The sequence below is a fragment of the Spirosoma areae genome, from assembly GCF_054781775.1.
In genome coordinates, this window is the sequence record NZ_BAAGTT010000027.1 from 224,175 (window position 1) to 250,190 (window position 26,016).

A 26,016-nucleotide genomic window follows, 5' to 3' on the forward strand; every position below is an offset into this window, starting at 1 on the left:
TCCCGGCAATACTCATGGAACCATCTGGCTTTTTCGATACACCCGAACGCAAATCCTTTCTCGGTACGGGCTGGGCTTTTCCGCCCGCTTTTTCGACGGTGCGCTACGAAGCCGTGATGGTTTCCGACGAGGAAGACATCTGGCAGAGTTTACAGATTCTGTTCAATACCAGCCTGGGCGAGCGGGTCATGCTGCCCGACTATGGCTGCAACCTCCGCGATTACCTGTTCGCCCCCCTCAACGTTACCCTCCTGTCGTATCTGGAAGACCTTATCCGGCAGGCCATCATCCAGCATGAACCGCGCATCAAGCTCCTGAACCTGACCATTATCCCTGCCGAACTGGAGGGTCGCTTAGACATCACAGTGTCGTATCTGATTCGCAGCACCAACACCCGTTTCAACCGTGTCTACCCCTTCTACATTCAGGAAGGCACTAACCTTTCGCTCTGATGAACCCGACTCCGATCCACCCCCTCGTCCGGCAGGGTACCCACCAGCGCGAACGGTTGCTGCAGGCGCTCATTCCGGCCAACCTCAAGCTCGACGACCGTACCCTGGCCGACCTGATTGCACTGGTGGGTCAGTTAGCCACCCACATCCGCTATTGGCCCGACAGCAACACCCTGCCCCCTCCAAATGACCCGGAGAACCCCGAGCCGACCTGGGAAAAATTCTGGCAGACCGACGCCACCCCGCTGCTGGCCGTGCTGGCCGCCACCGATCTGGTTGACCTCCGCAGCCGCTACCGCAGTCAGGAACTGGCCTACCTCCGTGCCGAAGAAGACACCGCCACCAACACCGCCAAGCCCGATGCCGTTAAACCCGACGACTTGCTGGCCCGGCTGGTTCAGCAGATTTACGATGCTGCCCGGCTGACCTCCGATGTCTACAAAAAACTACCGGCTACTCATCCGCTCAAGGCTGAATTTGGCCGGCTGATTGGCGAAAAACTGCGCGAACCGCTTCGCCAGCTTATTGCCTACCACAAAGGCGTTGCCACCGCCGATTTGCTAAAGCAATATACGAATGAGAAGTTCATTGATGACGATAAAAATAAACAACCCTGGGGACTGGCCAGCGCCAATGAATTCAGGAACGGGATTCAGCTACAGCGGCCCAACAATACTGACCGCGAACCCCTCTGGCGGTTATTTCTGACGTTTTACGGGGTGTTGTCGGTGATGGTTGCCAAAACAGGCAAATCCTTTCAGTATGCGCTCCAGTCCCGCAGCGATCACCCGCCCCACGTTACCCTCCTGCTGTCGTTTTTGCACCTGTTTCGGTATGTGCAAAGCGACCTCAACGCGCTGCCCGAAAAACACCTGCTGTTTTACTATCAGGATGTGCTGCGGCTTCAGCAACGGGGCGCCATTCCCGACCGAACCCATGTGGTGTTCGAGATGGCCCAGAACCTCGAACGCTACCGCCTGCTGGCCGGTACCCTGTTTCGGGGCGGCACCGACCGGCTAAGTCAGGAACGGCTCTACGCCCTCGAAACGGAGACGGTCATCAGCAAAGCCAAACTGGTGGAGCAAAAGAGCATCTACTTCCTCAAAAACAGCCCCGTCACGCCCATTGTGCAGGCGAAGAACGCCACTGGCCTGAGCGCCAGAGGGGTGTATGAGAAGCTGACAGGAAAGATGAAGCGGCTTGAGAACGCACAGACAGACCTGACGACAGCGCAACCCATTGTAGCTGGTGCTGTGTCTGATACCAACAGCAAGTTGAGTCCGGCAACGGAGCAGTTAGCCCGCTGGGAAACAGAAAAAGAAACCTACGAAGCCCGGCCCGGCCTGCTAATCGCGTCGCCGGAATTGTGGATGGAGCAAAGTGAGGGGCGTCGGATTACGCTGACTTTTGATGAAGATATCAGCGCCCTGCCACTGTCAATTCAACTGAGCACGGCAGATTCACTCCATACGATTGACAATGAGGTAGATGAGGCTACGGCGCAGGGATTTGATCAGTTCATCGAAAAACAAGTCATCGATAATGACGATTCGCATGAAGCGCCCAATACATTAGCCGGCCAGGAACCGGCCTTCTTGAAAAGCGGAAAAAGTGTATTTATTTACCTGCCTGCCTCGTTCCCCGCGCTTAAACCCTATCGGGATAACCCGGATTCATTGCTGACCCGGATTCAGCACCCGTTTATGCTCCTCCAGCCCCGAAATCCCCAGGACTATGGCGACCTGAAAGATTTCTCATTCAACTCGGTCAGGCTCCAAACGGCGTCGCGGGGCATCAAAAAACTCACCCTTCAACTCGGCGATACGGAGTACCCGGCCAACGCCGATATTCCGCTGGTGGGCGCAACGGCAGATGTCGTCACCAGCTATTTATACCTCTCAACGCCAGAGATTTCGCTGAAGACCATTCCGGTTAAACCGGCCGACCTTACCCTCCCGACGCTGAAGGTTGGCACAGCGGATGTGCTCCAAAGCCCGGAAATGTGGAAAAACGGTGCGTGGGTGCCGCTGACCGGTACGCCCGAATCCATCCCGAATTATGACTATACCGGCGGTCCGCTTCATTATTCGCCCAACAGCGAACAAACGTTTTTGAGGGTTAAGGTCGTCATTCCGAAGCCAGCTACCAATAAGGACCCAGTCAACACGGTTAAAATTGCGCCCGAAAGCATTTTATTCTCGTATGTATCAACCGGGGTGCCGGTAAACGTAGCCGCATTTTCAGCCGATGACAACGACGTCATTCACCGATTTTATTATTATCTCCCCTTTGGCGGGCTGGTGACGGTAAAAAAAGGACCGGTGTCGATGGCGCCGAACTACCTGATTCCGTCGTTTGATGTGCTGCTGGCAACGACATCGGTCCCGGCTGCCGGTGGGGAGGATGCCGATGGAAACCTGCTGCTGGGCTTCGAGAACCTCGTACCCAACCAAACCCTGTCGGTGCTGTTCAGAATGCAGGAAGGAACGGGCAACCCCGACAAAATTGCGCCCGAAATCGTCTGGTCCTACTACCGGGAGAACCTGCCTGTGCGTTTGCCCCAGCACTATATCCTGATCGACGAAACCGACGGACTGAGCCGGACGGGTATCATTCGCTTTCAGATCCCGACCGACATCACCACCGGCATTATGGCCGTTCCGGGTGAGAAAAACCGGCTCGATTTGTGCTGGCTGATGGCCTCGGCTACCGAAGCCCCCGCCGAAGATATTGCCATCGAAGCCCTGCCGCTCATCGACCACATCCATGCCCAGGCCGCAACGGTCGTGTTTCAGAACCATAAAAATACCCTCGAACACTTAGTCAATGGCTTACCGGCCAACACCATCAGCCAGTTGCGGACGCGCGACGTGAACGTTCGGAAGGTGATTCAGCCCTATGCCTCGGCGGAGGGGCGGTTGCCCGAAAGCACGGATGCGTTGGCCTATTACCGGCGCATCAGCGAGCGGCTGCGTCACAAACAACGCGCCATCACGGTCTGGGATTATGAGCGGTTAGTGCTCGAAGAGTTCCCGAAAATAGCCGTCGTCAAGTGCCTGCCCCATACCGAAAAAGACGACCTGACCGCCCCCGGCTACGTCACACTGGCTGTGATTCCGAACCCCGATGTGCTCACCGGCGAAGGGCGGTTCTATCCCAGCGTGGGCACGGGCGACCGGAAAGCCATTGCCGCGTACCTGAACCGGCACAATAGCTTTTTTGTGAGTGGCGTTGGGGGGTTTGTGCCCTGTTGCTGCCACGATGACGACGAAACACCGGCAACGGAAGAGAAACCCTGCGGTTGCCCGCCCAAAAGCCGCCTGCAGGTCGTAAACGCCCGCTTCGAGCCGGTGCGGCTGCAGGTGTGTGTCCGGTTTTACAAGGGGAAAGACATTCCCCTGCATAAAAAACTCCTCAACGACGCGCTGAAGCTGTTTCTGGCTCCCTGGACGCGCACTGGCGGGCCACCCGTTGCCTTTGGGGTCACCATCAAAACCACCCAACTGCTGCGGTTTCTGGAAAACCTCGACTATGTGGACGTGGTCATGAGCATCAAGGTGAAGCACTTTGCCAGCAAAGAAGAAATGCTGACCGACGAACCCGGAAAGCCCTGGGCCGTGGCCGATTCGCTCCAGCCGTTTACGGCCCGCTCGGTGCTGACAACCTACGTAAATATCCTCGACGAAGCCAACCCCAATGCCCTCGACCACGAAATCAACGTGCTGGACATCGGCGATCCCTGCCATTGCTCCGCCTGCGTGGAAGAAGCCCTGATTGCCTGGATAAAAGGCCCGGTGGATAGTTCAGCCACCCCACTTAAAGCCTTCCTCGACAAACTGGTGGATAGTGGTGAGTTGGTGGGCCAGAAAGTTGATTTTGACCCAGCTACCCTTGCCACTAAAGTGGCCGATGAGCTGGCTAAAGAATTCAATGGGGCGGCCTACTGGTTTAAACTGGATGCTGAGACAAATCCGACCACGATCTCGTTGGCCCTGGCCACTCACCCACATGCGCCCTTTGTGAAACGCGATGTCATCAAACCACCCATTCTGCCCTGATGGAAACCACGCTGACTATTCCTAAAAATCCGGTATATCCGCCGAGCATGGATTTTTCGCGGCTCCGGCGCGAAGGCATCCGGCACATCGAGCGGATGGGTTCGGCCATCTGGACCGACTACAACACCCACGACCCCGGCATCACCATCCTGGAAGTATTGTGCTATGCCCTCACCGATTTGGGTTACCGGGCCAACCTGCCCCCCAGCGACCTCTTTGCCGCTGACCCCGACGAGCCGAACCGGAAGCCGTATTTCACAGCCGCCGAGATACTGCCCAACGAACCCGTTACGGCCCGCGACCTGCGGAAAATCCTGATCGACCTGCCCGGCATTCATAATGCCTGGGTAGCGTCCTGGCAGGAGCCTGAGGTGTTGGTCAGGCTGACAACCACCCTGACAGTTGGAGACGAGGAGAAAACGCTTTATAAAACGTTTGTCAGCCAGGCGGACGCTACCCTACAGGCGCTGTTGGTCGCTGATCTGCCCGCATTCAAACTTGATACACTCACAATAACTGTCAGGGAGACAACCGATTCTCCCGATGAACTTATTCCCCTAACTGAAGTGCTGCTTCGCTGGTATAAAAATCAGCGGGATTGTAAGCCAACCCTGGTCAAATTATACGGCAATGCGTTTTTTGAGGGATTAATCCGGCAACTGTTCAAGCCGCTAATAACGCCCACAAAAGAGCAGGAGAAAGCGTTTAAAAAAGCACTGGCGACCGTTGGTGAGCAACCGGCCATCCGCGACCTGATTGGCCGGTTGCTGCTGGGTAGTCTGGAGACTTTTAAGCCGCCTAAAGACGAAGATGGAAACCCTGCCACGCCAAACTACTCCCTCTACATACCGCAGGGAATTTACCAGATTTATCTGCTGCTCGACGACGACTGCGATGAAAGCGAAATCACGCAGGCCGCTTTAGCCCAACTCCATGCTCACCGCAACCTCGGCGAGGATTTCTACCCGGAGTTCAGCATCGTGGAGCGTCAGCCGATTGCGATCTGTGCCAACATCGAAATCGCTACCGACGCCCACGCCGATGAAGTGCTGCCTTTGATCTACGAAACCATTGGCGAATACCTGTCGCCAACCCTGCGGTTTTACACGCTGCAGGAGATGATGGATAAAAACGGCGTTTTTTATCTCAGCGACTCGTCGCTGGAGCGGCTGACCGATGCTCAACTGCCCGTAGCCGACCAATTAGCTCTGACGCCGTTGCTGGGTACCGAATTCGCCGGTCGTTCGGCGTTTATGAATGCCCTGCGGCTGGCCGTTGGCACTGATAGTTTCGCCGACTACGAAGCCCTGTTGTTTTACCACGCCGAAAAACGGTACGACTCCCACCCGGTGTATCAGGGGCCGCTGCTCACACACGGCTTTCTGGACGATGCCGAACTCGAGGCAGCTCAACTGCGGCAAACAATTTACAAATCAGACCTGTACCAGCTAATCCTGACCGTGCCGGGGGTGGTTTCGATTGAGAACTTAGTGCTGGATAAATGCTACCACGAGGAAGGCGTTGATGGGCGACGGGGGATGCAGCATGACAATTGGTGTTTGTCGTGTGGCTGCAACTGCCTGCCTCAGCTCGATGTCGACTGCTCCACGTTTTCCTTTACCAAAGGCATCGGCTACGTGCAGCCCGACGTGCAGATGGCCCGCGAACGGTATGAACTCCTGCGGATGAAGCACACCGCTGTCGACCGGCAGGGTAGTCTGGATTTGACCCCGCCCACGGGACACTTTCGCCCCGACCTGACCGATTTTACCAGTGTTCAGGAAGATTTTCCGGTTACCTACCACGTTGGACGGGAGGGTATTGCCCGCACGGAATCGCCCCAGCGGCAGGCCCAGGCGAAGCAACTCAAAGCGTATCTGCTGTTCTACGACCAGTTGCTGGCCAATTACCTCGCCCATCTGGCCGAGGTTCGTAACCTGCTGGCGATAGACAACGACCCCGGCAAAACGCCCAACCGGCTCCATCAACTGCCCAACGTGCCGGGCTTGCTAACCCTGCTGCAAAACGGCAATGCCACCGCCTACGAAACCGACCTTACTGGGTTGGTGAGTGGTAGCGCGGTAGAGCAGCAGCTAACCCGCAACCGGCTGTTAAACCACCTGATGGCCCGTTTTGGCGAACAGTTCACCGATTACGCCCTGCAGTATTACCCCATCGAACGCCCTGCCGAGTACAGCCCCTATGGCGACCTGAGCCAGTGGATCGGCCAGAAGCAAATATTTTTACAGTATTTGCCCGGTTTGGGCAGCCACCGGGGGCGGGGCTTCAACTACCGCGCACAACCCCAGGCCGACAACCTGCACGTTTGGAACTCGCCCAATGTGGCCGGTCTGAAACGCCGGGTGTGCGCCCTGCTGGGGATGCCCCAGTCGAATCTGGAACGGATGCCCTTCCCCGACGAGACGGACCCGCTCACGACCTTCCGGCTCGACTGGACCCGCCACCCCATCTCAACAGAGCCTAACTTTTTTGTGGAGACCTTCGCCCAGACGACAGGCAGCCGCCGACGCTACCGGTTCGGACTGAAAAGTTCGCCCGACGAAGCCGATAACCTCCTGGTCAGCACGGCCCTCTATGCCAAACGCACGTCGGCGGATGAGGCTGGTCAGGCGTTTTTCGACCGTGCGGCCGATCCCGTCCGGTACGGCATCCGGCAACTGCCCACCAAGCAGTGGGAGGTAGGATTTTGGGAAACCAAAACGGATGACACCATCCCGGACGAGGAGCCGCTGCTGGCGTCGCCGTTACCGTTTTTGTATGAGCAGCGGGCTAAAGAGGAGCTGGAGCGCATCCGAAAACTGGCCGTAGCGCAGGATCAGGACGATAGTTTCCATATCGTGGAACACATTTTGCTGCGGCCCCGCGACGAAGAATACATCCGGCTGGAATTAGCGCAGCCCTCATCGGTACCCCCGCTGGCCCGGCTCGACCCGTATTCGTTTCAACTAACGGTGGTGGTGCCCTACTGGGTGAAACGGTTCAACGACCCCCGCCTGTTCAGTCAGTTTGAGCAGATGCTGCGGCTCGAAACGCCCGCCCACCTGATGCTGTGTATTTGCCGCTACGACCGGGCTCAGATGTTCGAGTTCGAAACCAAATACCTCGACTGGCTCTTGGTGAACACGCAGTTCGACCCGGAGCCGTTTGCCCTGCGCGAGGCCACCAACGCCCTGATTGAGGTACTGAACCAGTACCGAAGCACCTGCAACCTGCCGCAGACGGCTGACCTGACCCCGCCCGACTGTTTACCCCCAACGAAGCCAACACCTGAACCATGACCGAACCAACCACTGCCAGTCCGCCAGACGCCCAAAGTCCCGTTCCCGGCCAGTTGCTAAACACCTGCCTGCTGGGTCAGGGCATTACCTGTGGCCTGTTGGTTCAGCTCAAGGCCAGCAGCAGCATTACGGTCGGGTCGGGCACGGCCATTCTGCCCAATGGCACGGTGCTGAGCCTGAAAAGCCGGGAGTTCTGGAACTATCGCAAGCAACCCAAACCGGAGATAACAGCTTATTTCGGCAAAACGAAAATCTGGGAACTAACCGACGAGGAACCATCCGACTCCGACAGCTTCGACTCGATTGTGCCGCAGTACCGAACCGACGATCAACCCGGCTCAGTATTTCTGGACGATAAGATCATGGTGGTCTACGTGAACGAACGGGCCGACCAGCCGCTGACGTTTTTGCTGATTCGGCAGGTGGATATGGTCCGACTCAAGCCGGGCTTAGAGGCCGATGTCCGGCGGCTGGCCGAACCGACGCGGTCGAACCAGAAGCCGGGTATTTTTGCCAACCCCCGCACGGCCCTCAGTTTCGATACCGACCACATCGAAGCGGCCCTGTTTCCGTATCGGCAACTGCCCCATATCGCCCTGCCCCGCTTCGGCTACAAAACACTGGCCCTCATCAACAAAAACCGGGCGTGGGATTTCGACGATAAAAAACCCTCCGATAAGTTAGACAATCTGCGACCGCCGTTTGGGCAGATTAAGAACTTTGATGGCATTTTCAAGGAGTACAAAACCATTCTGGATGAGGCTTTCCCCGCCTTTAAACTGGCCCTGCGCGTGTTGCACGCGCAGTTTGGCTCGCTGCTGACCGATGAAGTCCCCGCTCAGAAATCGCCGAAATCTCAGGTGGCCCGCCCGAAAACAACAACCTGCACGGAGCCAGTTCAGGACCACTTTGCTACCTACCGGGAAGTGCTGTGCCGCAAATGGCAGGTCTTTAAGGAAGAAGGCGACCACCTATACTACATCCAGTATTTCTACGACTGGCTGGCCGACATGCTGAACGCCTACGAGGAATTTCGTTGTGCCCTCACCGATTTCTCGGCGGAATGCCTCTGCGATGAGCCCAAACCCGATCCGAAGCCCGTTAATATCCTGTTGCTGGGGCCGGTTATAAACGACGATTTCACGTATAAGCCTTTAATTTTCAGGGATTATTTTAAAGACCCGTTCACCTACAATCACAACGAAGAGCGACTCCGTGAGGTAAGATGCCTGCACCAGCGGCTGATGATGATGATCTGGACGTTCGACCTGCCCGGTCTGCAACTCGAACGGAACGTGCTGGTAAAAGGCGGCTACGTAGACCGGGCCGAAGAATATGAAGATTCCACCGACTACTGGGAAAAGCTGGCCCCGCTTAAAAACAAAAAAGATAAGTCGGCCCTGATAGATCTCAACCAGTTACCGGTTCGCCTTACGCCGGGCCGGGCATTGGATGAACTCCTGGGCCAACAGGCAATACCCTATTATTACCCGCTCGATGCCGACAGCCCCTACTCCCTGCATCGGTTCTGGGAGTATTACGCCACCAAAACCAATCGCATCAACCGGCATTTGTCTTACAATGCCTACCGGGGCGATGACGCCTACACCGACCAGCCCGACATTCTGTTTCCGCTGGCGTTTACTATCCGTCAACTGCCGTTTCTGCGTGCAGAAGGGCATATTGGCCGGTTGATAACCAGGGAAATAGAAATAAAAAAGGCAGATGGAACGCTGGAAAAAGTGCCTGTATCAATTGTTGCTGAAATACGGGAAATCATCAGAAAGTACAATCTGGGCATCGAGGTGATTGGCGTGGATATTACCAACAAAAGCACACCCGCTACCGACGAAGTTAAAGGCATCGTCAATTTATCGGTATTTACCGCTGCCAACAGCCCCTACAGTGTAGGCCTGGAGCATCAAAACGGGGGATACGCCGGGCAAACACTGGTGCTCTTTTTCGTAGCCGAATCGGAGCAAATCGAACTGAACGAGTGCAAAAAGGATAAGACACCCGAAGTCGACGCGTTCACGATAGTGGCCGATTTCACCCTGCCCTATCGGTTCTCCTGCTGTTATAAAACGACCCCGAACCAATAATGGCAAACCGGCACGTCATCGGCAAGCTTACCATCGAGGTGGAAGCCCGTCAGCAAACAAAGGCCTACGAACGGCAGCAAACCGTGAGCGGCTGGGTGCTGGCCGAGAGCCTGTGGCGTGATTTATCCCTCGTTTTTGACCAGTTGGTGCCCGACGACGTGGTCGTAACCATTCCCCAACTCGAACTGACCGTTGGCGCCCGCTCGGAAGAAGCCCTCCGGGAAGCCCTGACGGCGGCCTTCCGCGAAGCCATCGGTCAGCTTGTAAAAACCCAGGACCCACAACAGGCCAGTTTTATGTCGGCCCGGCAGCACAGCCGACAGCAGGTGCAGCATTATCTGGAAACGGGTCGGCTGCGGTGGAGTGCGTCAGCGGCTGCCAGTTCAATGGCCGATTGGTTCCAACAACTGCCCGATGCACCGGATGCTGAGTTTGTGCGGTTTCTGCGGGAAAAAGCCGTTCCTAATCCAGCCGTGTGGCTGCGCTTTGTGTATGCTCTGGGTCTCGAAAATATCGGTTCGTTCGTTCGCGCTCAACTGAATCTATCCAGCGAAATCAACGCCTGGCTTACCGAACTTATTGAATATCAGGTGTCAAACAGGTCGTTTGCCGAACGGGCCGATTTCTGGCGGGTCGTATTTCAGTACGCGCCCCTGGCCCAAACGAACCAAACCGCCTTCATGAATAACTTGCAGGCCGCAGCCGTTGATGCTGCCAGAGCCGGACGGGTGTTGACGGACGTTCAGCAAACGCAAAGGATCACAAATAGTCCTGAAAAAACGCCACCTGAGCAACTGCCCACCGAAGCCGTCACCGGAGATCGTGAGGAAACCCTCTATCGCGTGGCCAACGCCGGGCTGGTGCTGCCTGGGCAGTTTGTGCCGCCGTTGTTTCGGTGGCTGGGGCTGATTGAGGGTGGAGACTTCCGGGACGAAGCGGCCCGTTGCCGGGGCGTTCATCTTCTGCAATATATGGCTACTGGCGAAACCGACACCTGGGAGTATGATTTGCCGCTCAACAAAATACTTTGTGCGTGGGATATGGACCGCCCCGTTCCGCGTACAGGCATCCTGACCGCGCACGACTACGAGGGAGCCGATAAGGTGCTGCAGCATGTGCTGGAAAAATGGCCGGTTATCCGCAGTGTCGAAGCTCTCCGCAGCACGTTTCTGCAACGCGACGGCACACTAAGTCGCTCTGGTGACGGGAACTGGCGGTTGCAGGTCGAGCGTAAAACGGTGGATATTCTCCTGGTTCGCCCGCCCAAACGCTCCACTGAAGTTGTCATTGAACTGACCGACGAAACGAGTTATCCGAGCGAATGGGGCTTTTCGGTTGTGAAATTTCCGTGGATGCCCCACTTGCTCTTTGTCGATTGGTAACCGCCTGATGTTGATGCAAACCCTGTCTGCCCCCCAGCACCCTGTGGCCGGTCCGCGTTCGGCCGAGCGCCACAAACCGGGCACCGTTCTTTCCCGCAAGGAACGGCAGGGGCAGGCTATGGACCACCAGCAGGACCCACCAGCACCTTTTTTTGTACCTGCCGAACTCCTCCAGACCCTTCAGAAGCGGCAACTTGTCCGGCACCGAAACGGCCAGCAGGGACTCATCTGGCAACCGACACTATCACTTTTTGCCCAGAGCCAGCAGTCGATAACGGATTTCGACGACAGCCTCATCATTCGGTTGCCCACCGATGCCTCCGAGTCCGAAAACGAACCGACCAATGAACGGGCCGAACCAAAACCAGTCTCTGCTGCTCCTGCTTCCTTACCATCTCCGGCACCGCCCGCATCTGCGGTCTCCCCTGTGCGGACACAACCCGTCAACGGGGCAATCCATACGGCGTTCAGCCCCGATTTTCGGGCGATTGACATTGCGCCTGCTACGCCAAAAACTGAATCGGGCGAAACACCGCAACTGATAGCGCAGGCAGAGACCCTGCCCGAACTAAACGGAGATGCCAACTCTGCTTTGCCAGCGCAGGCCGAGGCCGCACCTGCTTCGTCGGCCGAAGACCCGGCCTTTCAAACGACAATTCAGGGGATTAAACAGACGCGCCGGGTACTTCGGGATCACCCTAAACCACAGGAAAAAGTAGACGAGTACACCAACGCGGCCGTATTGCCGGAGGAAACCCAGCGAAAGGGGCAGGATAGGAGCCAGCATTTTGCTACCATTGGCGAAAAGGCTGACCAGACGTCGCAGAAACGGGAGGCCTTTAAACCGGAGACGTTTAAAGAGTTGCTTGGGAAACAATTAGCCGAGATTGAAAAAAAATTGCCCCGGAGCGAGAGTGAGGCCGATGCGTTTAAACGGGATAAACCCTTGGAAGGCGTTAAACAGTCCATTGGTCAGGAGGTTAAGGAGGTTAGCGAAACGCAAACGGGCCAGTTTAGTCAGGAAGTAAAGAAACCGGAGCCGCCACCGGCCAACCTGCCCGTTCAGACACCCCAGTTGCTGAAGGCCAACCCGCCGGGCAAAAAACCGGGGGGTATCAATCCGGCTGCAGCCACGCCCAAACCCAAAGCAGACGCCCAGATTTCGTTGGAGCCGGAAAGCCGGTCGGTAGACGACCTGATGGCGGCCAATCAACTTACCGACGAGCAGTTGGCCAATTCCAACGAGCCTCGTTTTCTGGAAGCCTTATCCACCAAACAACAGGCTCAGCAGGCGGCTGCTCAGGCTCCGCAAACCTACCGGCAGGCCGAGCAGCAAACCCTGGCCAGCGCCCAGAAAAAAGCGGCTGGCACAGCAAACGCCAAAGTAGAGGGTATGTTCAGCGCCCGTGAGCAAACGTTTTCGGGTGTATATGACCAGCAGGGCACTCAAAAAGACGCGAACGTACTGAAACAGGAGCAGGTAACGAAGGAATTTGAATCGATTTATAACCTGACCAAAAGCGATGTAAACACGATTCTGACCGACTTATCAGCCTACGTCAACGACACCTTTGCCACCGAAGCTGATGCCGCCAAGGCTACGTTTGAGAAAAATGTTGAAAGTGAACTAAGCGACATCTATGGATTTACTACCTGGGATGATACTCTTTTTGGGGAAGACACCGAAGCGATTGATCGGGCGTTCCGGCAGGAGAAGGCCACCTTTCTACGGGCGCTCGATGCCACGCTGAGTAAAATTGCCGAACGAATTGCCTATGACCTGAACCGAGCCATTTTACGCATTGACAAAGGTCGTGAGGATAAGAAAAAAGCGTTTGACAGCTTAAACGATGAACAGAAGCGGTTGCTCAGCGAGACATCAACGGCCTTCGATGAGAAATTCAATAACCTCGAATCGAGTGTCGATGACAAGCAAACCGAACTGGCGGAGTCGCTGGCCGAATCGTACCACGAAAACGTCACCTCCCTGAACGAGTCCTTTCAGAAAATAAAAGAAGAAGTGAGCACAGGCTGGCTCGAAAAAGCCGCTGAGTTCATCAAAGAAGTAGCTACGGCCATTTATAAATTAGGCGAACTGCTGATCTCGGTGCTGGTGCGGCTGGCGAATCTTATCGGCGATATTCTGGCGCATCCGATTCGGTTTCTGGAGAACATTGGCCGGGGCATCATGCTGGGTTTCGACCAGTTCATGGCCCGCTTAGACGACTACCTGCTGGCCGGTTTCTTCGACTGGCTGCGGGGAAGCGTGGGCAAAGGCGGCATTCAGCTACCGTCATCGTTCACCGATGCCAAAGGCTTATTCAACCTCGCGGCCCAGCTCGTCGATGTCAGCGTGGACACCTTCTGGGGTATCGCCGAAAAGAGATTAGGCAAGCCGTTCATGGACGCGCTCAAAAAAGGGGAAGAGTGGGCCAGAGAAGGGTTTGAATTGTTCCAGATCGTTCAGAAAGAAGGCATCGGCGGCTTGTGGGAACACGTCAAAGCAACTATTGCCGATGGGGTGAGCGAACTGTTTGCGAAAGTAAAAGAAACGGTTCTCTACGAAGTAGTTCGGAAGACCTTAGCGTTTGTGGCGTCGCTGTTTACCCCGGCGGGGGCATTCATCAAAGCCATCCAGTTGCTCTACCGGGGCATCCGCTTTCTGGTGGACAACATCGACCGCATCGTGCAGTTGGTCGACGCCTTTCTGGACTCGGTGGAACTGGCCGTCAAGGGCGATGTCAGCGGTATTGCCAGTAAGGTTGTGCTGGCCCTCCGCAACGTCATCGTGATCGCTATCGACTTTCTGGCCAAGCTGCTGGGGTTAGGGAATCTGGGCGAAAAAATCCACCGCATCGTTCAAACCATCCGGCGGCCCATTATCCGGGCGATGGAGTGGGTGGTCGATAAAGCCAAGCCGTTGGTGAAACGCATTATGAAGGGTGCTAAAGGGCTGGCAGCCAAAGGGAAAAAAGTGGTCGGTGGCGCGATAGATAAAGTGAAAGGGTGGTTGGGTATAAAGAAAGAGTTTACTGCCGAAAATGGCGAACACCATGAACTGTACTTTAAAGGCAAAGAAGCAAACGCACAACTTACACTTGCCAGTAATAAACCCGTACAATACATCATTTGGGTATCTTCCATTGAGATTGAGACCGATACCAAAGCTGGCCAGAAACGAGCGGGCCTTAAGAAATCGGCTATTGCAAAAGCCCAGGAAATAGATGCCCTGAAGGCTAAAAAGGTATCCGGGAGTTTTACGGATGAAGAAAAGAGCGATCAACTGCAGGGTCTGTTAACCGAGTTAAGCATCCTGACCGGACCACTCTTCGCTGGGCACCGCCTTGACTGGGCTGAACCTGTTTTTGGCGGGCTGTACAAAGGTTTGTACGGAGTGAGCATGAATGCCGGGCAAGTGTCTAAAAATAAAATGCCGAAAGGGTCGGCCCCGGCAATCAATAACGAATCGTATGCAACGATCAACCAGCGTCGAAATCAGGGCGGTTCTTATTATGTACTCGGGCATCTTTTGAGCAACAAACTCGGTGGGACCGGCAGAGATGCAAAAAATCTTACTCCGCTCACCCGTTCAGCAAACGCCCAACACGAGATTAATGTCGAAAAACTCGTTAAAGCGGTTATAAACGAAGGCAACCTCGTTAAGTACACCGTCGTCCCGCGTTACGACCGCCCGTCCGCTATCAGGAGTCTGGAAAACGCCGTGGACCGGTCGGACATTGAAGAAGATCCCGAAACTGTCAAGGCAATTATGCGGGAAGAAGTGAATGTACCCACTGAACTTGACTGCCAGGCCACTATGGTCAATCCTCAAAACAATGCGGAGGTGCCGCTCGTCGCAGACAAAATCAAAAACACCATTGATCAGTCGCCGGAGGCTTACGACTTAGTTGGTAAAAAACGCGAGATTATTTGCCTGCAAAGTGATGATGTATCGAAAATTGTAAAAATTGGTCATGGACTTAGCCAACAACTTGCCATTAAGATTAAACAAGCCTTCTTCGAGAAAAATGAATCAGACGGGACTCGGTTCTCCTCCTACGATGATTTAAGGTATTTCAACTGGAATGGGAAGGATTATTTCTCGAAAAAAGAGAAAGATGTCATTGAAAGCTTCAAGAACGATGCCTTTGTGATACTCTATAAAAATTAACCATATTATGGATAAATATGATTTCAAGGCTACGCTTACGAACCTGGGCAGAGAGTTGTTTCGAACCCCAAATCTATTACCTGATTTTGTTGAAGTAATTCCGATTGAGAAGAAAAAAGTTAGCGATCCTGACAGGGTTAAGGGCGCACTTGCTGCATTCTACACCCAATTAAATGGGTTTAACCTCCGATGGAGTCACTCGGATTTTTCAGGTAGAGTTGATATAAGCGGGAATGCTAAAATCCTGCCGTTGCCCGAAGTGGAGGCTGATTGGAAGGAAGTACTTTGGTTTGATCATACCCCCACCGACGATCCCATCCGTCAATTCAGAATACTCGATTTTTTCGTGGATGAGGCTTGTGTCGGCTTCTACGAAAAGGATAAGGATGAGCAGTACCTCTATTTCTACGATTTTGACGATAAACCAGTGAATCTGTATGTGAATATGGAAGGCTACGTTCAATTGCTTTGTGCGGCTCGTGGATTTCGCTATTGGCAACTTGTGATTATTTCGTTTCTGGAGAAAAAAGATAATCCAGAAGCTGACACATTTAACGAGTTTATGCCCCAAATTTTTTCCGGTTTTTCCTTAAACGGATTCCGGGCCTTGTATGACCGAGTTAGATTGCCGGATATATCGAAACGCAAGAAATAACCAGTGTAGCAGTCCTAAGAATCCTGAATTTAATACTGGTCTGATCGCAACCGCCTGATTCTGATGCAAACCTTGTCTGCCCCCCAACGCGCCACTACTGAGCGCCACAAACCGGGCGCCGTTCTTTCCCGAAAGGAACGGCAGGGGCAGGCTATGGCCCATGACAGCAAACCGGCAACGCCTTTTTTTGCGCCAACTCCAACAACCATTCAGGCCAAATGCGATACTTGCCAGGAGGAAGAAAAACCGGCTGTGCAGACCAAAGCAGCCGAATCCCAGCCCGCACAAATTCAGGCGAAGTGCGCGGATTGTGAGCAGGAGGCCGTTCAGCGAAACGAGGAGGAAACGCCCGACGTGCAGCAAGTTGCCGACGCAACGCCTGCGCCCGCCAATCCGTCCCCGTCCGATTTTTTGGGGGGCTTAACCGTTGGCAAACCCAACGACCGGTTCGAGCGGGAAGCCGACCAGATGGGCGAACAAATTAGCCGGATGCCCGCCAATGGATTGTCGGGGCTGGGCTTTTCATCGGCCATTACGCCATTGCAGCGCAATGAAGACGACGAGGCCGACGTGCAGGCGAAACTGCTCCCGGCGGCTCCTTCGCTGCAACGCAAAGCCGATGGTGGCCTGCAAACCAGCGGTCAGTTTACAGGCCGGGTTCAGACCAGCGCGGGCGGTGGCGCGGCCCTGCCCGTGCCCCTGCAAAAAGAGATGGGCAGCGCGTTTCAGGCCGATTTCAGCGGGGTTCGCATTCATACCGATACCCGCGCGGCCCAACTCAGCAACGACATTGGCGCAAAGGCGTTTACCTACCGCAATGACATCTATTTCAACGAAAACCAGTACGATACGACCTCATCGGATGGGCGTTTTCTGCTCGCCCACGAGCTGACGCATACCGTGCAGCAGGAAGCCGCCGTGAAGCGGTCGGTGCAGCCCGCCGTGACGGCTCCGTCCATTCAGGCCTCCTGGCTCGATGAAGCCATTGACTGGCTCCTAAGCAATTTCAACCCGGATGTTATTCCGGGCTATTCACTGTTGTCGGTCATTGTGAATTACGACGTTTTGCGGAGAAGACGTGTCGAAATGACACCCGAAAACCTTGTGAAAGGCCTGCTGGAGCTGATTCCGGTTTTTGGGATGCTGCTTTTCAACCTGTTGCAGGAGCATCAGGTTATCACCAAAGCATTTAACTGGGTCCGGGGTGAACTGCAGCGACTAAATTTAACCACGGACCGGCTGAAAAGTACCGTTGAAGCGGCCTGGGAAGAAATTCATTTGGTCGACGGCCTGGAAGCCAACTTTGAGGTTGTCAAAAAGCACTTCATTGCGCTTAAAAACGATGTCGTCAGCTTCGCCGAAAGCGTTAAAGATGAGTTGTTGTCGATGCTGAAAGAAGCCCTCGTCAGCGTGCTGAAAGGGCTGGCCGTCGACAAGATTCCGGCGTATCCGCTGTTCACCAAAATCATTCAGTACGACCCCATTACGGGCCAGGAGGTGTCGGCCCCACTTGAAGAGATCCTGAGCGATTTTCTTGATCTTATTGGCCGGAAACAGGAGCGCGAGGAGATGGAGAAGCGCGGCACTATCAAGAAAACGGCCGACTGGCTCCGCAGCAAACTTGGGCAGTTTCTGGGCCTGCTGACTCAACTCAAAACCCTGGTTAGCCATCTCTGGGAGACGTTTTCATTCGAGACTCTGCGCGACCCAATTGGCAAACTGAATGGACTGGTAGCCGAAGCAAAGGGCTTTGTCCAGAACGTCTGGGATTTTGCCAGTGAGGTGGCGCTGACTGTGCTTCAGTTTATCAAAGACGCCCTGCTGGGCCTGCTCCGAACTCACGCACACGGCATCCGGGGTTACAAACTGCTGACGGTGATTCTGGAAAAAGACCCCGTCACCGATACGCCCGTTGAGCGTAACGCCATCAGTCTGATTGGCGGTTTTATTGAGTTGGTGGCCGGGCCAGAGAAGTTTGCCGAAATTCAGCAGAGTGGGGCCATTGAGAAAATGATTGCCTGGCTGGAAACCCAGATCGAGAAATTCCAGATTACATGGGCGGGCATCAAAAAACTCTTCACCGACATTTGGAACTCGCTGCACATCGAAGACCTAATTAACCCCATCGCGGCATTTATCCGGGTGGTCGGGCAGTTTGAGGAGCCAATTGGGCGGGTGCTGGGCTTCATCATCGAGGTTGTCAAGAAAGTGATCTATACGGCGCTGGAGTTGATGAATTTCCCCTTTGATCTGATCGACCAGATTGTGGCCAAAGCTATGCAGGCGTATGAAGACATCAAGCGCGACCCGATGGCGTTTTTGGGCAATCTGCTGAAAGCAGTCAAACTGGGTTTCTCGCAGTTCTTCGGCAACATTGGTACGCACCTGCTGAATGGCCTGGTTGGCTGGCTCACCAGCGAACTGAAACAGGCGAACATCCAGCCGCCCAAAGACTTTACGTTCCGTTCTGTGCTAACCTTCGTGCTGGATGTGCTGGGTATTTCGATGGAGAAAATCTGGAAGAAAATAGGTGAACATCCCAAAATTGGCCCCCAGAAAGTGGCTAAAATTCGCGGTATGCTTGACCGCCTGACCGGCATCTGGTCGTTTGTAAAAGAGGTGATGGAAGAAGGGCCGGGCGCTATCTGGAAGCACATTCAGGATCAGTTGGCCAACCTCTGGGACATGGTTCTCGACAAGGTGAAAAGCTGGATTATGGAACAAATTATCGACAAGATGGTGACCAAATTGCTATCCATGCTCGACCCAACCGGTATTATGGCCGTCATCAACAGTTTCATTGCCTTCTACCGGGCGGTGCAGTCGTTCATTGAGCGGCTCCGTGAGATTCTGGAGGTTGTCAGTTCGTTCGTGGGCGGGGTAGCCGAAATTGCGCGGGGCGTTGTGACAACGGGGGCCAATTTCCTGGAGCGAACGATGGCCAATGCCCTGCCCACCATCATTGGCTTTCTGGCCAATCAGGTCGGTTTGCGGGGCTTAGGTAGTCGGATAAATGAGATGATCCAATCTGTTCAGGCCCTGGTAGACAAAGGATTGACCTGGTTAGTGAACAAGGCCGTGGAGTTGGGCGGTCAGTTGCTGGAGATGGGGCGGGATGCTGTGGCGGGCGTTCTGTCATTCTTCGGATTACGAACAACCTTTACGGCTGAGAATGGGGAGAATCATGCCCTGTATTTTGAAGAAAGCGGTGGGCAACCCGTTCTGATGATGGCCAGTGACCCGAAATCGATCCGGGAGTTTCTGGATTTTTATGCTCACGAATACAGCATCACGGCCACATCGCCCGAAGGGTTGCTCATTGCCGAAATCAGAACCTTTCTGACCAGTAATATCCAGCCCCGCATTCAGCAGATGCAGGCGGCAAAACGCAGTGGCAACACGGCTCTGGAACAAACCAAACAACGCGAATTGCTGGATCAGAACGTTACCCTTTCGGGTAAACTGCGACGGCTCATGGCTGGTAACCGCGCGGTAGGCCGTATCGTTGAGAGTTATAATCTGGAGGGATTGACGGGTACCTACAATTCCATTCCTAACCCAACCTCCGACGAACTCACGCCCGATCACCAGCCCCAGGCGGCTATTCTGGTCTGGGCCGCTGAGCAACCGTATTTCGGTTCGACCAGCAACATGGCCCGCCGGGCCGCTGGCCGGGCCGCTAACGGGTATGCTATTAATTTACACCGCATTCGCCACGAAGCCGGGCGCACCTATGGCACGAATGGTGACGTTACGAAAAATAGCTTTATCAGCCGGGCGCGGGCGGCCATCGCTGGCCTGACGGGCAATCAGGCCAAACGGGATGCGGTGGTCAATTTGATGAAACCCGAACTGGCGGCTGATGTGCGGGCGATTAAAAACGTAGCCGGTCGGAACAAAACAAATGCCGTCTGGAGTGATATTCAGGCCATTGCCATGCCGCAGACGGAGAAAGATGCGCTGGTAACCCGCGTCAAAGGAAACATCGAGCGGGGTGAAAATCAAATAGCAAGCCAGGATATGGACAGCCTGAAAAATTAAGTAGATGGACGATAAATTGCTGAACGAATTCATCGCGTTTTGTCGGCAGTCGGCAGCGCCGTTTGCCGATTTTGAGCTTGTAGAGCCGGGTCAGGCAGCAACACTCATGCAGTCATTGCTGCCTGACCCGGCTATCCCCAGCTTCACCATGATTGGTAAACATGGCAGCAACTCACTCATTTGCCGATGGCAATCCGACCACGACCTCACCGACGAATGGCCTTACGTCTGGTTGGATAGCGAAGGAAGCCCTGCCAGTGTTTTCGCCACTACCACGCCTGAGTTTCTGTCGCTGCTGCCTTACGACACCGGCGCCATCTATGATTTCATAACCACCTGGACGTATTATCTATCCGACCCGGCGTCGTATGAGGAGAAACCTGCTGAAAAATACGATAAAGAGCGGTTGGCGTTGTATGTTTCGGAAGCAACAACCAGGTATCCGGGCTATCCTGCTTTTATCGAATGGTTAGACAAAACAGGGGCGATCGGCCCGGCTGCCGAACCGGCAAACGTCGTTGGCGCGGCCATCGAAAACCACCCGTCTCTGGAAAACTGGTTAACTGATAAGCGTTGATATAAATGGCTTAACTACATATGGCAACTCCCCTCCGCTTCCTCCGCCGTCGTCGCCAGCCTAAAGGCGGTGCTGCGGCAAAAACCACTTTTTTTCAGCCCGCCGGTCATGAAGCCGCGCAGCCGGGCGAACGTACCTCGTTTTTCGCGCCCGCCTTCGTGCAAACCAAGCTGACGGTGAACCAGCCCGGCGATGCCCACGAACAGGAGGCCGACAAGATGGCCGAACAGGTCGTGCAGCGAAAAACAGAGCCAGACGAAGAAAAAGTCCAGCGCAAAGCCGAACCCGACGAGGAAAAAGTGCAGAAAAAAGAAGAGAAAGAAGACGAAAAGCCCGTACAGCGAAAAACAGAGCCCGACGAAGAGAAAGTGCAGAAAAAAGAAGAAAAGGAAGACGAGAAGCCAATTCAGAAAAAGGCCGTGCCTTCGGCATCAGGCCCCGCATCGGCGGTCCCCGTGTCGGCCCGGCAACTGCGCGGCACTAAGGGCCAGGGCAGCGTTCTGCCGACGGCAACGCTCACCGAAATGTCTCAGGCGTTTGGGCATGATTTCACGAATGTCCGCATTCACACCACCAGCCAGGCTGAGCAGCTAAGCCACGAGTTGCGGGCGCAGGCGTTTACGCACGGCAGCGACATTTATTTCAACGCCGGGAAATACAACCCCGAAACCACCGACGGCAAGCGGTTGCTGGCCCACGAACTGACGCACGTGGTGCAGCAGGATGGCTCAAAATCAGGAGCCGTACAGCGGTATCCCGTGCCCGGCAGTCTGCCCTGCAATGAGGTCGTTGGCTGGCTCAACAGCAACTCGCCCTACGCGCCGGAGTGGGCGCAAACCCATTGCACGTATGCTTTCAACGGCCAGTTGACGATCCGCTATCAAACCCTGCCCGATGGCACGGTGCGGGCAACCGTGAGCGGGTCGCCCCGGCTTTCGGTAGCCAAATCCTGCCCCATCGACAGCCCGGCCTGGAGCCCGACCGCCCGACCCGACCGGGCCGCCGAGGTAGCGGCCTGGAGTGCTATGAAAACCCAGCTAACGGCCCATGAGCGTGAACATCAGCGCATTGGCGAAGACCACCGACTTGAGGCCCAGACGAATTTCCGGGCTGTCCAGTTTGCGGTTACGGGCAGCGACCAGGCCGATGCGCTGCAACAGATTCAAACGCGCGTGAACGAACTACAACAGCAGTGGAACGCTTCGGCGCAGGCCGACCAGGATGCCATCGACCCGTTCAGAGGGGCTAATCTTGCCTGCCCCTAAACTCACCACCGCCCCATGAGTCTTTTTCGTAATTGGTTTGGCAAGCCCGACCCCGACATCGAAGCCGACCCTAACCCCGACATCGAAGCCGATGCCCCGGAACCTGCTGTCCCTGAACCTAAGCTACCTAAAATGGCTCATCCCGTTGCGTTTCCGCCCCTTCCGGCAAAGGCGTCGAGTTTGTTTCAAAGTCTCCATTTTTTGCGTAATGTTGTTCGGAACCGGCTGAGTCAGTATTTTGGACAATCGGCTGCGTTCGTGCAGCCGCCGTTTACCTTCACCGATGATGGCTCGGCATTTGCCCGCTTCGTGACGGATCGCGCCCTGAAAATCGAGGAATTAATTGTGCTGCTTCTGGGCATTACGCCCCACGTTCACCCCGATTTGTTCAGCGACCTGATTCTGGAATTCCTGCCAAAAGGGGGCGACCTGCCTATTTTTGGGGGCGTTCGCGGGGGCAATCGCGGGTTGCAGCCAACGGGCGAAACGGCCCTGTTTGTGCTGGCTGGCACCGACATCGACCGGCGGCTGACGGCGCAGCAGTTGTTTTCGGACAGTCACTTTTTTGCCCGCGAGCGCGTGCTGACCATAGAAGTTGACAATGATGCCAATCCCGAAATGGGCGGGCGACTGCTGCTGTCGCGTGATTATACCGACTTGCTGCTGACGGGCCAGACGTGGCAACCGCGGTTTGGCAGTAGTTTTCCGGCTAAATTGCTCACGACCACCATGGTTTGGAACGATTTGGTCCTGCCCGACGCTACCCGGCGGGAACTGGAGCAAATTCGCTACTGGCTTATGTTTGGCGACACCCTCAGCCAGGATGCCAACCTGGGCAGTAAGCTCAAACCGGGCTATCGGTCTTTGTTCTACGGGCCGCCCGGCACTGGCAAAACGCTGACGGCCTCCCTGCTGGGGAAAGAATTCGGGAAAGACGTTTACCGAATCGACCTGTCCATGATTGTCTCCAAATACATCGGAGAAACCGAAAAAAATTTACAGGCCGTTTTTGAAACCGCTCAAACAAAAGACTGGATTTTATTTTTCGACGAAGCCGATGGGCTGTTCAGTAAGCGCACGAACGTGGGTACGGCCAATGATCGCTATGCCAATCAGGAAGTGGGTTATTTGCTGCAGCGATTAGAAGATTACCCCAAGCTCATTATTCTGGCCACCAACTATAAAAATAACCTCGATAATGCATTTATGCGCCGGTTTCAGTCGGTTATTCAGTTTCCCGTGCCCGACATGGCTGAACGACTGCTGCTGTGGCAGAAAATGATTCCGCACTCGGTCGAATGCGCCCCGGATGTGAAACTAGATGAACTGGCGAGCCGGTTTGAATTAAGCGGAGCCGCCATTCTGAATTGTATTCAGTTGAGCAGTCTGCGGGCCTTAGCCGTAGGTAAGCCAATCAGTAAAACATTTTTGATTGATGAAATTCGAAAAGAATACCAGAAAGAAGGAAAGACAATCTAGGGAAGCCGTAGAAATCAATGCAACAAAATCGAAAATTAATGCAACAATAATACAATTCACGGTAACTATTTTTTTATAAACAACTCATAATCAACCTAATGATTTAATAGTAATTATCGAAACTAATTGACCGATTACTGAAAGCCTGCGCCTGATCTACCGGCTACATTTGACTCATGAACCGTGTTTAAACTACGGGTCAGCACAAGCAGATATGAGTCAGAAACAGCGCATTTTCGTTTGGTCAATCACAGCCGCTCTGGGCGGTTTTCTCTTCGGCTTCGATACGGCCGTTATCTCCGGCGTTGAGCAATCGCTGCAAAAGCTGTGGGGCCTGAGTGTTTGGGAGCACGGCCTCACGGTATCCATCGCGCTCATCGGCACGGTGATTGGGTCGATGACGGGCGGTATTCCAGCCGAGCAACTGGGGCGCAAACGAACGCTATTCTGGATTGCGATTCTGTATTTGCTGGCCTCCCTCGGCACGGCCCTTGCTCCTAACTGGGGCATCTTCCTCATTTTTCGGTTTCTGGGTGGTTTGGGCGTGGGCGCGTCGTCGGTGGCGGCTCCTATGTACATCACCGAGATTTCGCCCGCTAAGTCGCGCGGGAAACTGGTAGGCCTGTTTCAGTTCAATGTCGTGCTGGGTATTCTGGTGGCTTACCTATCTAATTTTCTGCTGGCCGACGCTGGCACTGAACCCTGGCGGTGGATGCTGGGCGTGCAGGCGTTGCCCTCCCTGATTTTCCTGATTGCTGTCCTCAACATTCCTGAAAGCCCACGCTGGCTGCTGCTCAAAAAAGGGCAGGTAGCCGAGGCCCGCGAGGTGCTGAACCTGATTGACCCCGAAACGGCTGAGGAGACGTTTAACGCGATTCAGCAAAGCAATCATCACACAACCGCATCGGCCCGGTTGTTTTCGGGACAGTACAAAACGCCCGTTATGCTGGCGGTGTTGTTTGCCGTATTCAACCAGGTATCGGGCATCAACGCCATTATTTATTACGCTCCCCGCATTTTTGAAATGACTGGCCTGGGCAAAAGCTCGTCGCTGCTGTCATCGGCGGGCATTGGGCTGATTAACCTCGTTTTTACCCTGATTTCGATGAACCTGATCGACCGCTACGGTCGCCGGACGCTCATGAAAATTGGGTCGGTGGGGTTGATTGTTACCCTGGGCTTAGTGGCGCGGGCGTTTTACGTGGAAGATTTCAGCGGCATGACCGTACCGTTTCTGCTGTTCGGCTACATCGCGTTTTTCGGTTTCTCGCAGGGGGCCGTCATCTGGGTGTTCATCTCCGAAATTTTCCCGAACGAAGTGCGCGCCAGTGGTCAGGCCCTGGGCAGTTTCACGCACTGGCTCATGGCGGCCATCATTACGTTCACCTTCCCCTACCTGTCCGAACGGTTTGGCGGGGGCAACACCTTCCTGTTTTTCACCATCATGATGGTCCTGCAACTCGTGTTTGTGCTGCGACTCATGCCCGAAACCAAAGGTACCAGCTTAGAGCAAATCGAACGGACCGTTTTTGTGCATTAATCCTCTCTGACCATGACACCAACCATCACCTGTTTTGGCGAAATTCTCTGGGACGTGCTGCCCACCAGCAAACAACCCGGTGGCGCCCCGATGAACGTGGCTGCCGACCTTCGCAATTTCGGCCTGAACGCCCAACTCATCAGCCGGGTCGGGAGCGACGACATGGGCCGCGAACTGCTCGATTTTCTGGCCGGAAAAGGCATTCCGACCGAACTTGTACAGGTGGGACAGACCCACCTGACGGGCGTGGCGAAAGCCAACATTTCGGACAGCAGCGAGGTGACGTATAAAATTGTTCAGCCCGTTGCCTGGGATTACATTCAACTGGAACCGGGCCTGACCGATGTAGTTCGGCAAAGCGATTTGTTCGTGTATGGGAGTTTGGCAGCCCGTAGTCTGCAAACGCACGAAACCCTGCTGGCGTTGCTGGCTGTTGCCCGCCGGAAAGTGTTCGACGTGAACCTGCGTGCTCCGCATTACGAACGCGCAACGGTTGAAGACCTGCTGCATCGGGCTGACATTGCCAAACTGAACGAACATGAACTGATCGAACTGTCGGGTTGGTACGGTCACGAGACGGACCTGCGCCGGGCCATGCAGCAACTGCGCGACCGCTACAAACTGGACATTCTGTGCGTGACGCTGGGTGAAAAAGGCGCAGCCCTATTGGATGCCAACGGCTTCGTGCAACAGGGTGGCTTCCCGGTCGAGGTGGCCGACACCATCGGCAGTGGCGATGCGTTTCTGGCCGCTTTTCTTTACAAGACACTGCAAGGTGAAACACCCCGGAAAACTCTCCAGTTTGCCTGTGCAACCGGCGCTTACGTCGCGACTAAACACGGCGCTACGCCCACATTTACGGAAGAAACCATCGTGAATCAGGGCTTACACGCTGTTTGACCAGCCGACCACCCCCAACCCCCTCCTGTTTTAGGAGGGGGCTATACAACGGGGTAGCTGTACCCTTCTGGGTAGCCCCCTCCTGTTTTAGGAGG

Annotated in this window: 13 protein-coding genes; all 13 read left to right on the forward strand. The window is 54.8% G+C overall.

What is annotated here, in order from left to right; translation table 11 throughout:
* Positions 1 to 14 precede the first annotated feature (14 nt).
* The 13 genes from ACYVI1_RS15120 (at position 15) to ACYVI1_RS15180 (ending at position 25,921) form a co-directional block, all read left to right on the forward strand.
* Positions 15 to 452 (forward strand): GPW/gp25 family protein, encoded by a 438-nt coding sequence (locus ACYVI1_RS15120; RefSeq protein ID WP_460911446.1) that lies wholly within the window; start codon positions 15 to 17, stop codon positions 450 to 452.
* Complete coding sequence (locus tag ACYVI1_RS15125) at positions 452 to 4,510, forward strand: hypothetical protein (protein ID WP_460911447.1); 4,059 nt, start codon at positions 452 to 454, stop codon at positions 4,508 to 4,510. The genes ACYVI1_RS15120 and ACYVI1_RS15125 overlap by 1 nt, the downstream gene beginning before the upstream one ends.
* Positions 4,510 to 7,809 (forward strand): hypothetical protein, encoded by a 3,300-nt coding sequence (locus ACYVI1_RS15130; protein WP_460911448.1) that lies wholly within the window; start codon positions 4,510 to 4,512, stop codon positions 7,807 to 7,809. The genes ACYVI1_RS15125 and ACYVI1_RS15130 overlap by 1 nt, the downstream gene beginning before the upstream one ends.
* Positions 7,806 to 9,911: a hypothetical protein gene (locus ACYVI1_RS15135; RefSeq protein ID WP_460911449.1), complete on the forward strand. Its 2,106-nt coding sequence runs from the start codon at positions 7,806 to 7,808 to the stop codon at positions 9,909 to 9,911. The genes ACYVI1_RS15130 and ACYVI1_RS15135 overlap by 4 nt, the downstream gene beginning before the upstream one ends.
* Positions 9,911 to 11,293: a contractile injection system tape measure protein gene (locus ACYVI1_RS15140; RefSeq protein ID WP_460911450.1), complete on the forward strand. Its 1,383-nt coding sequence runs from the start codon at positions 9,911 to 9,913 to the stop codon at positions 11,291 to 11,293. The genes ACYVI1_RS15135 and ACYVI1_RS15140 overlap by 1 nt, the downstream gene beginning before the upstream one ends.
* Before the next feature lie 13 nt (positions 11,294 to 11,306).
* Positions 11,307 to 15,464 carry a hypothetical protein gene (locus ACYVI1_RS15145; protein WP_460911451.1) on the forward strand — a complete coding sequence of 1,386 codons (4,158 nt, stop codon included), beginning with the start codon at positions 11,307 to 11,309 and terminating at the stop codon, positions 15,462 to 15,464.
* 7 nt (positions 15,465 to 15,471) lie between these two features.
* Entirely contained in the window at positions 15,472 to 16,119 is a 648-nt protein-coding gene (locus ACYVI1_RS15150) for a hypothetical protein (RefSeq protein ID WP_460911452.1), read from the forward strand.
* 63 nt (positions 16,120 to 16,182) lie between these two features.
* Complete coding sequence (locus ACYVI1_RS15155; protein WP_460911453.1) at positions 16,183 to 20,160, forward strand: eCIS core domain-containing protein; 3,978 nt, start codon at positions 16,183 to 16,185, stop codon at positions 20,158 to 20,160.
* A 4-nt stretch (positions 20,161 to 20,164) separates the two neighbouring features.
* A complete protein-coding gene (locus tag ACYVI1_RS15160; RefSeq protein ID WP_460911454.1) occupies positions 20,165 to 20,737 on the forward strand; it encodes a hypothetical protein in 573 nt (190 codons plus the stop codon).
* Between the two features lie 20 nt (positions 20,738 to 20,757).
* Positions 20,758 to 22,002 (forward strand): eCIS core domain-containing protein, encoded by a 1,245-nt coding sequence (locus ACYVI1_RS15165; protein ID WP_460911455.1) that lies wholly within the window; start codon positions 20,758 to 20,760, stop codon positions 22,000 to 22,002.
* 15 nt (positions 22,003 to 22,017) lie between these two features.
* Positions 22,018 to 23,481 (forward strand): ATP-binding protein, encoded by a 1,464-nt coding sequence (locus ACYVI1_RS15170; RefSeq protein WP_460911456.1) that lies wholly within the window; start codon positions 22,018 to 22,020, stop codon positions 23,479 to 23,481.
* 214 nt (positions 23,482 to 23,695) lie between these two features.
* A complete protein-coding gene (locus tag ACYVI1_RS15175; protein ID WP_460911457.1) occupies positions 23,696 to 25,021 on the forward strand; it encodes a sugar porter family MFS transporter in 1,326 nt (441 codons plus the stop codon).
* A gap of 12 nt (positions 25,022 to 25,033) precedes the next feature.
* Positions 25,034 to 25,921 (forward strand): carbohydrate kinase family protein, encoded by an 888-nt coding sequence (locus ACYVI1_RS15180; protein WP_460911458.1) that lies wholly within the window; start codon positions 25,034 to 25,036, stop codon positions 25,919 to 25,921.
* Positions 25,922 to 26,016 lie beyond the last annotated feature (95 nt).

Coding starts and splice junctions, on each gene's coding strand:
- ACYVI1_RS15120 (WP_460911446.1), top strand. CDS start 15: ATGGAACCATCTGGCTTTTTCGATACACCCGAACGCAAATCCTTTCTC.
- ACYVI1_RS15125 (WP_460911447.1), top strand. CDS start 452: ATGAACCCGACTCCGATCCACCCCCTCGTCCGGCAGGGTACCCACCAG.
- ACYVI1_RS15130 (WP_460911448.1), top strand. CDS start 4,510: ATGGAAACCACGCTGACTATTCCTAAAAATCCGGTATATCCGCCGAGC.
- ACYVI1_RS15135 (WP_460911449.1), top strand. CDS start 7,806: ATGACCGAACCAACCACTGCCAGTCCGCCAGACGCCCAAAGTCCCGTT.
- ACYVI1_RS15140 (WP_460911450.1), top strand. CDS start 9,911: ATGGCAAACCGGCACGTCATCGGCAAGCTTACCATCGAGGTGGAAGCC.
- ACYVI1_RS15145 (WP_460911451.1), top strand. CDS start 11,307: ATGCAAACCCTGTCTGCCCCCCAGCACCCTGTGGCCGGTCCGCGTTCG.
- ACYVI1_RS15150 (WP_460911452.1), top strand. CDS start 15,472: ATGGATAAATATGATTTCAAGGCTACGCTTACGAACCTGGGCAGAGAG.
- ACYVI1_RS15155 (WP_460911453.1), top strand. CDS start 16,183: ATGCAAACCTTGTCTGCCCCCCAACGCGCCACTACTGAGCGCCACAAA.
- ACYVI1_RS15160 (WP_460911454.1), top strand. CDS start 20,165: ATGGACGATAAATTGCTGAACGAATTCATCGCGTTTTGTCGGCAGTCG.
- ACYVI1_RS15165 (WP_460911455.1), top strand. CDS start 20,758: ATGGCAACTCCCCTCCGCTTCCTCCGCCGTCGTCGCCAGCCTAAAGGC.
- ACYVI1_RS15170 (WP_460911456.1), top strand. CDS start 22,018: ATGAGTCTTTTTCGTAATTGGTTTGGCAAGCCCGACCCCGACATCGAA.
- ACYVI1_RS15175 (WP_460911457.1), top strand. CDS start 23,696: ATGAGTCAGAAACAGCGCATTTTCGTTTGGTCAATCACAGCCGCTCTG.
- ACYVI1_RS15180 (WP_460911458.1), top strand. CDS start 25,034: ATGACACCAACCATCACCTGTTTTGGCGAAATTCTCTGGGACGTGCTG.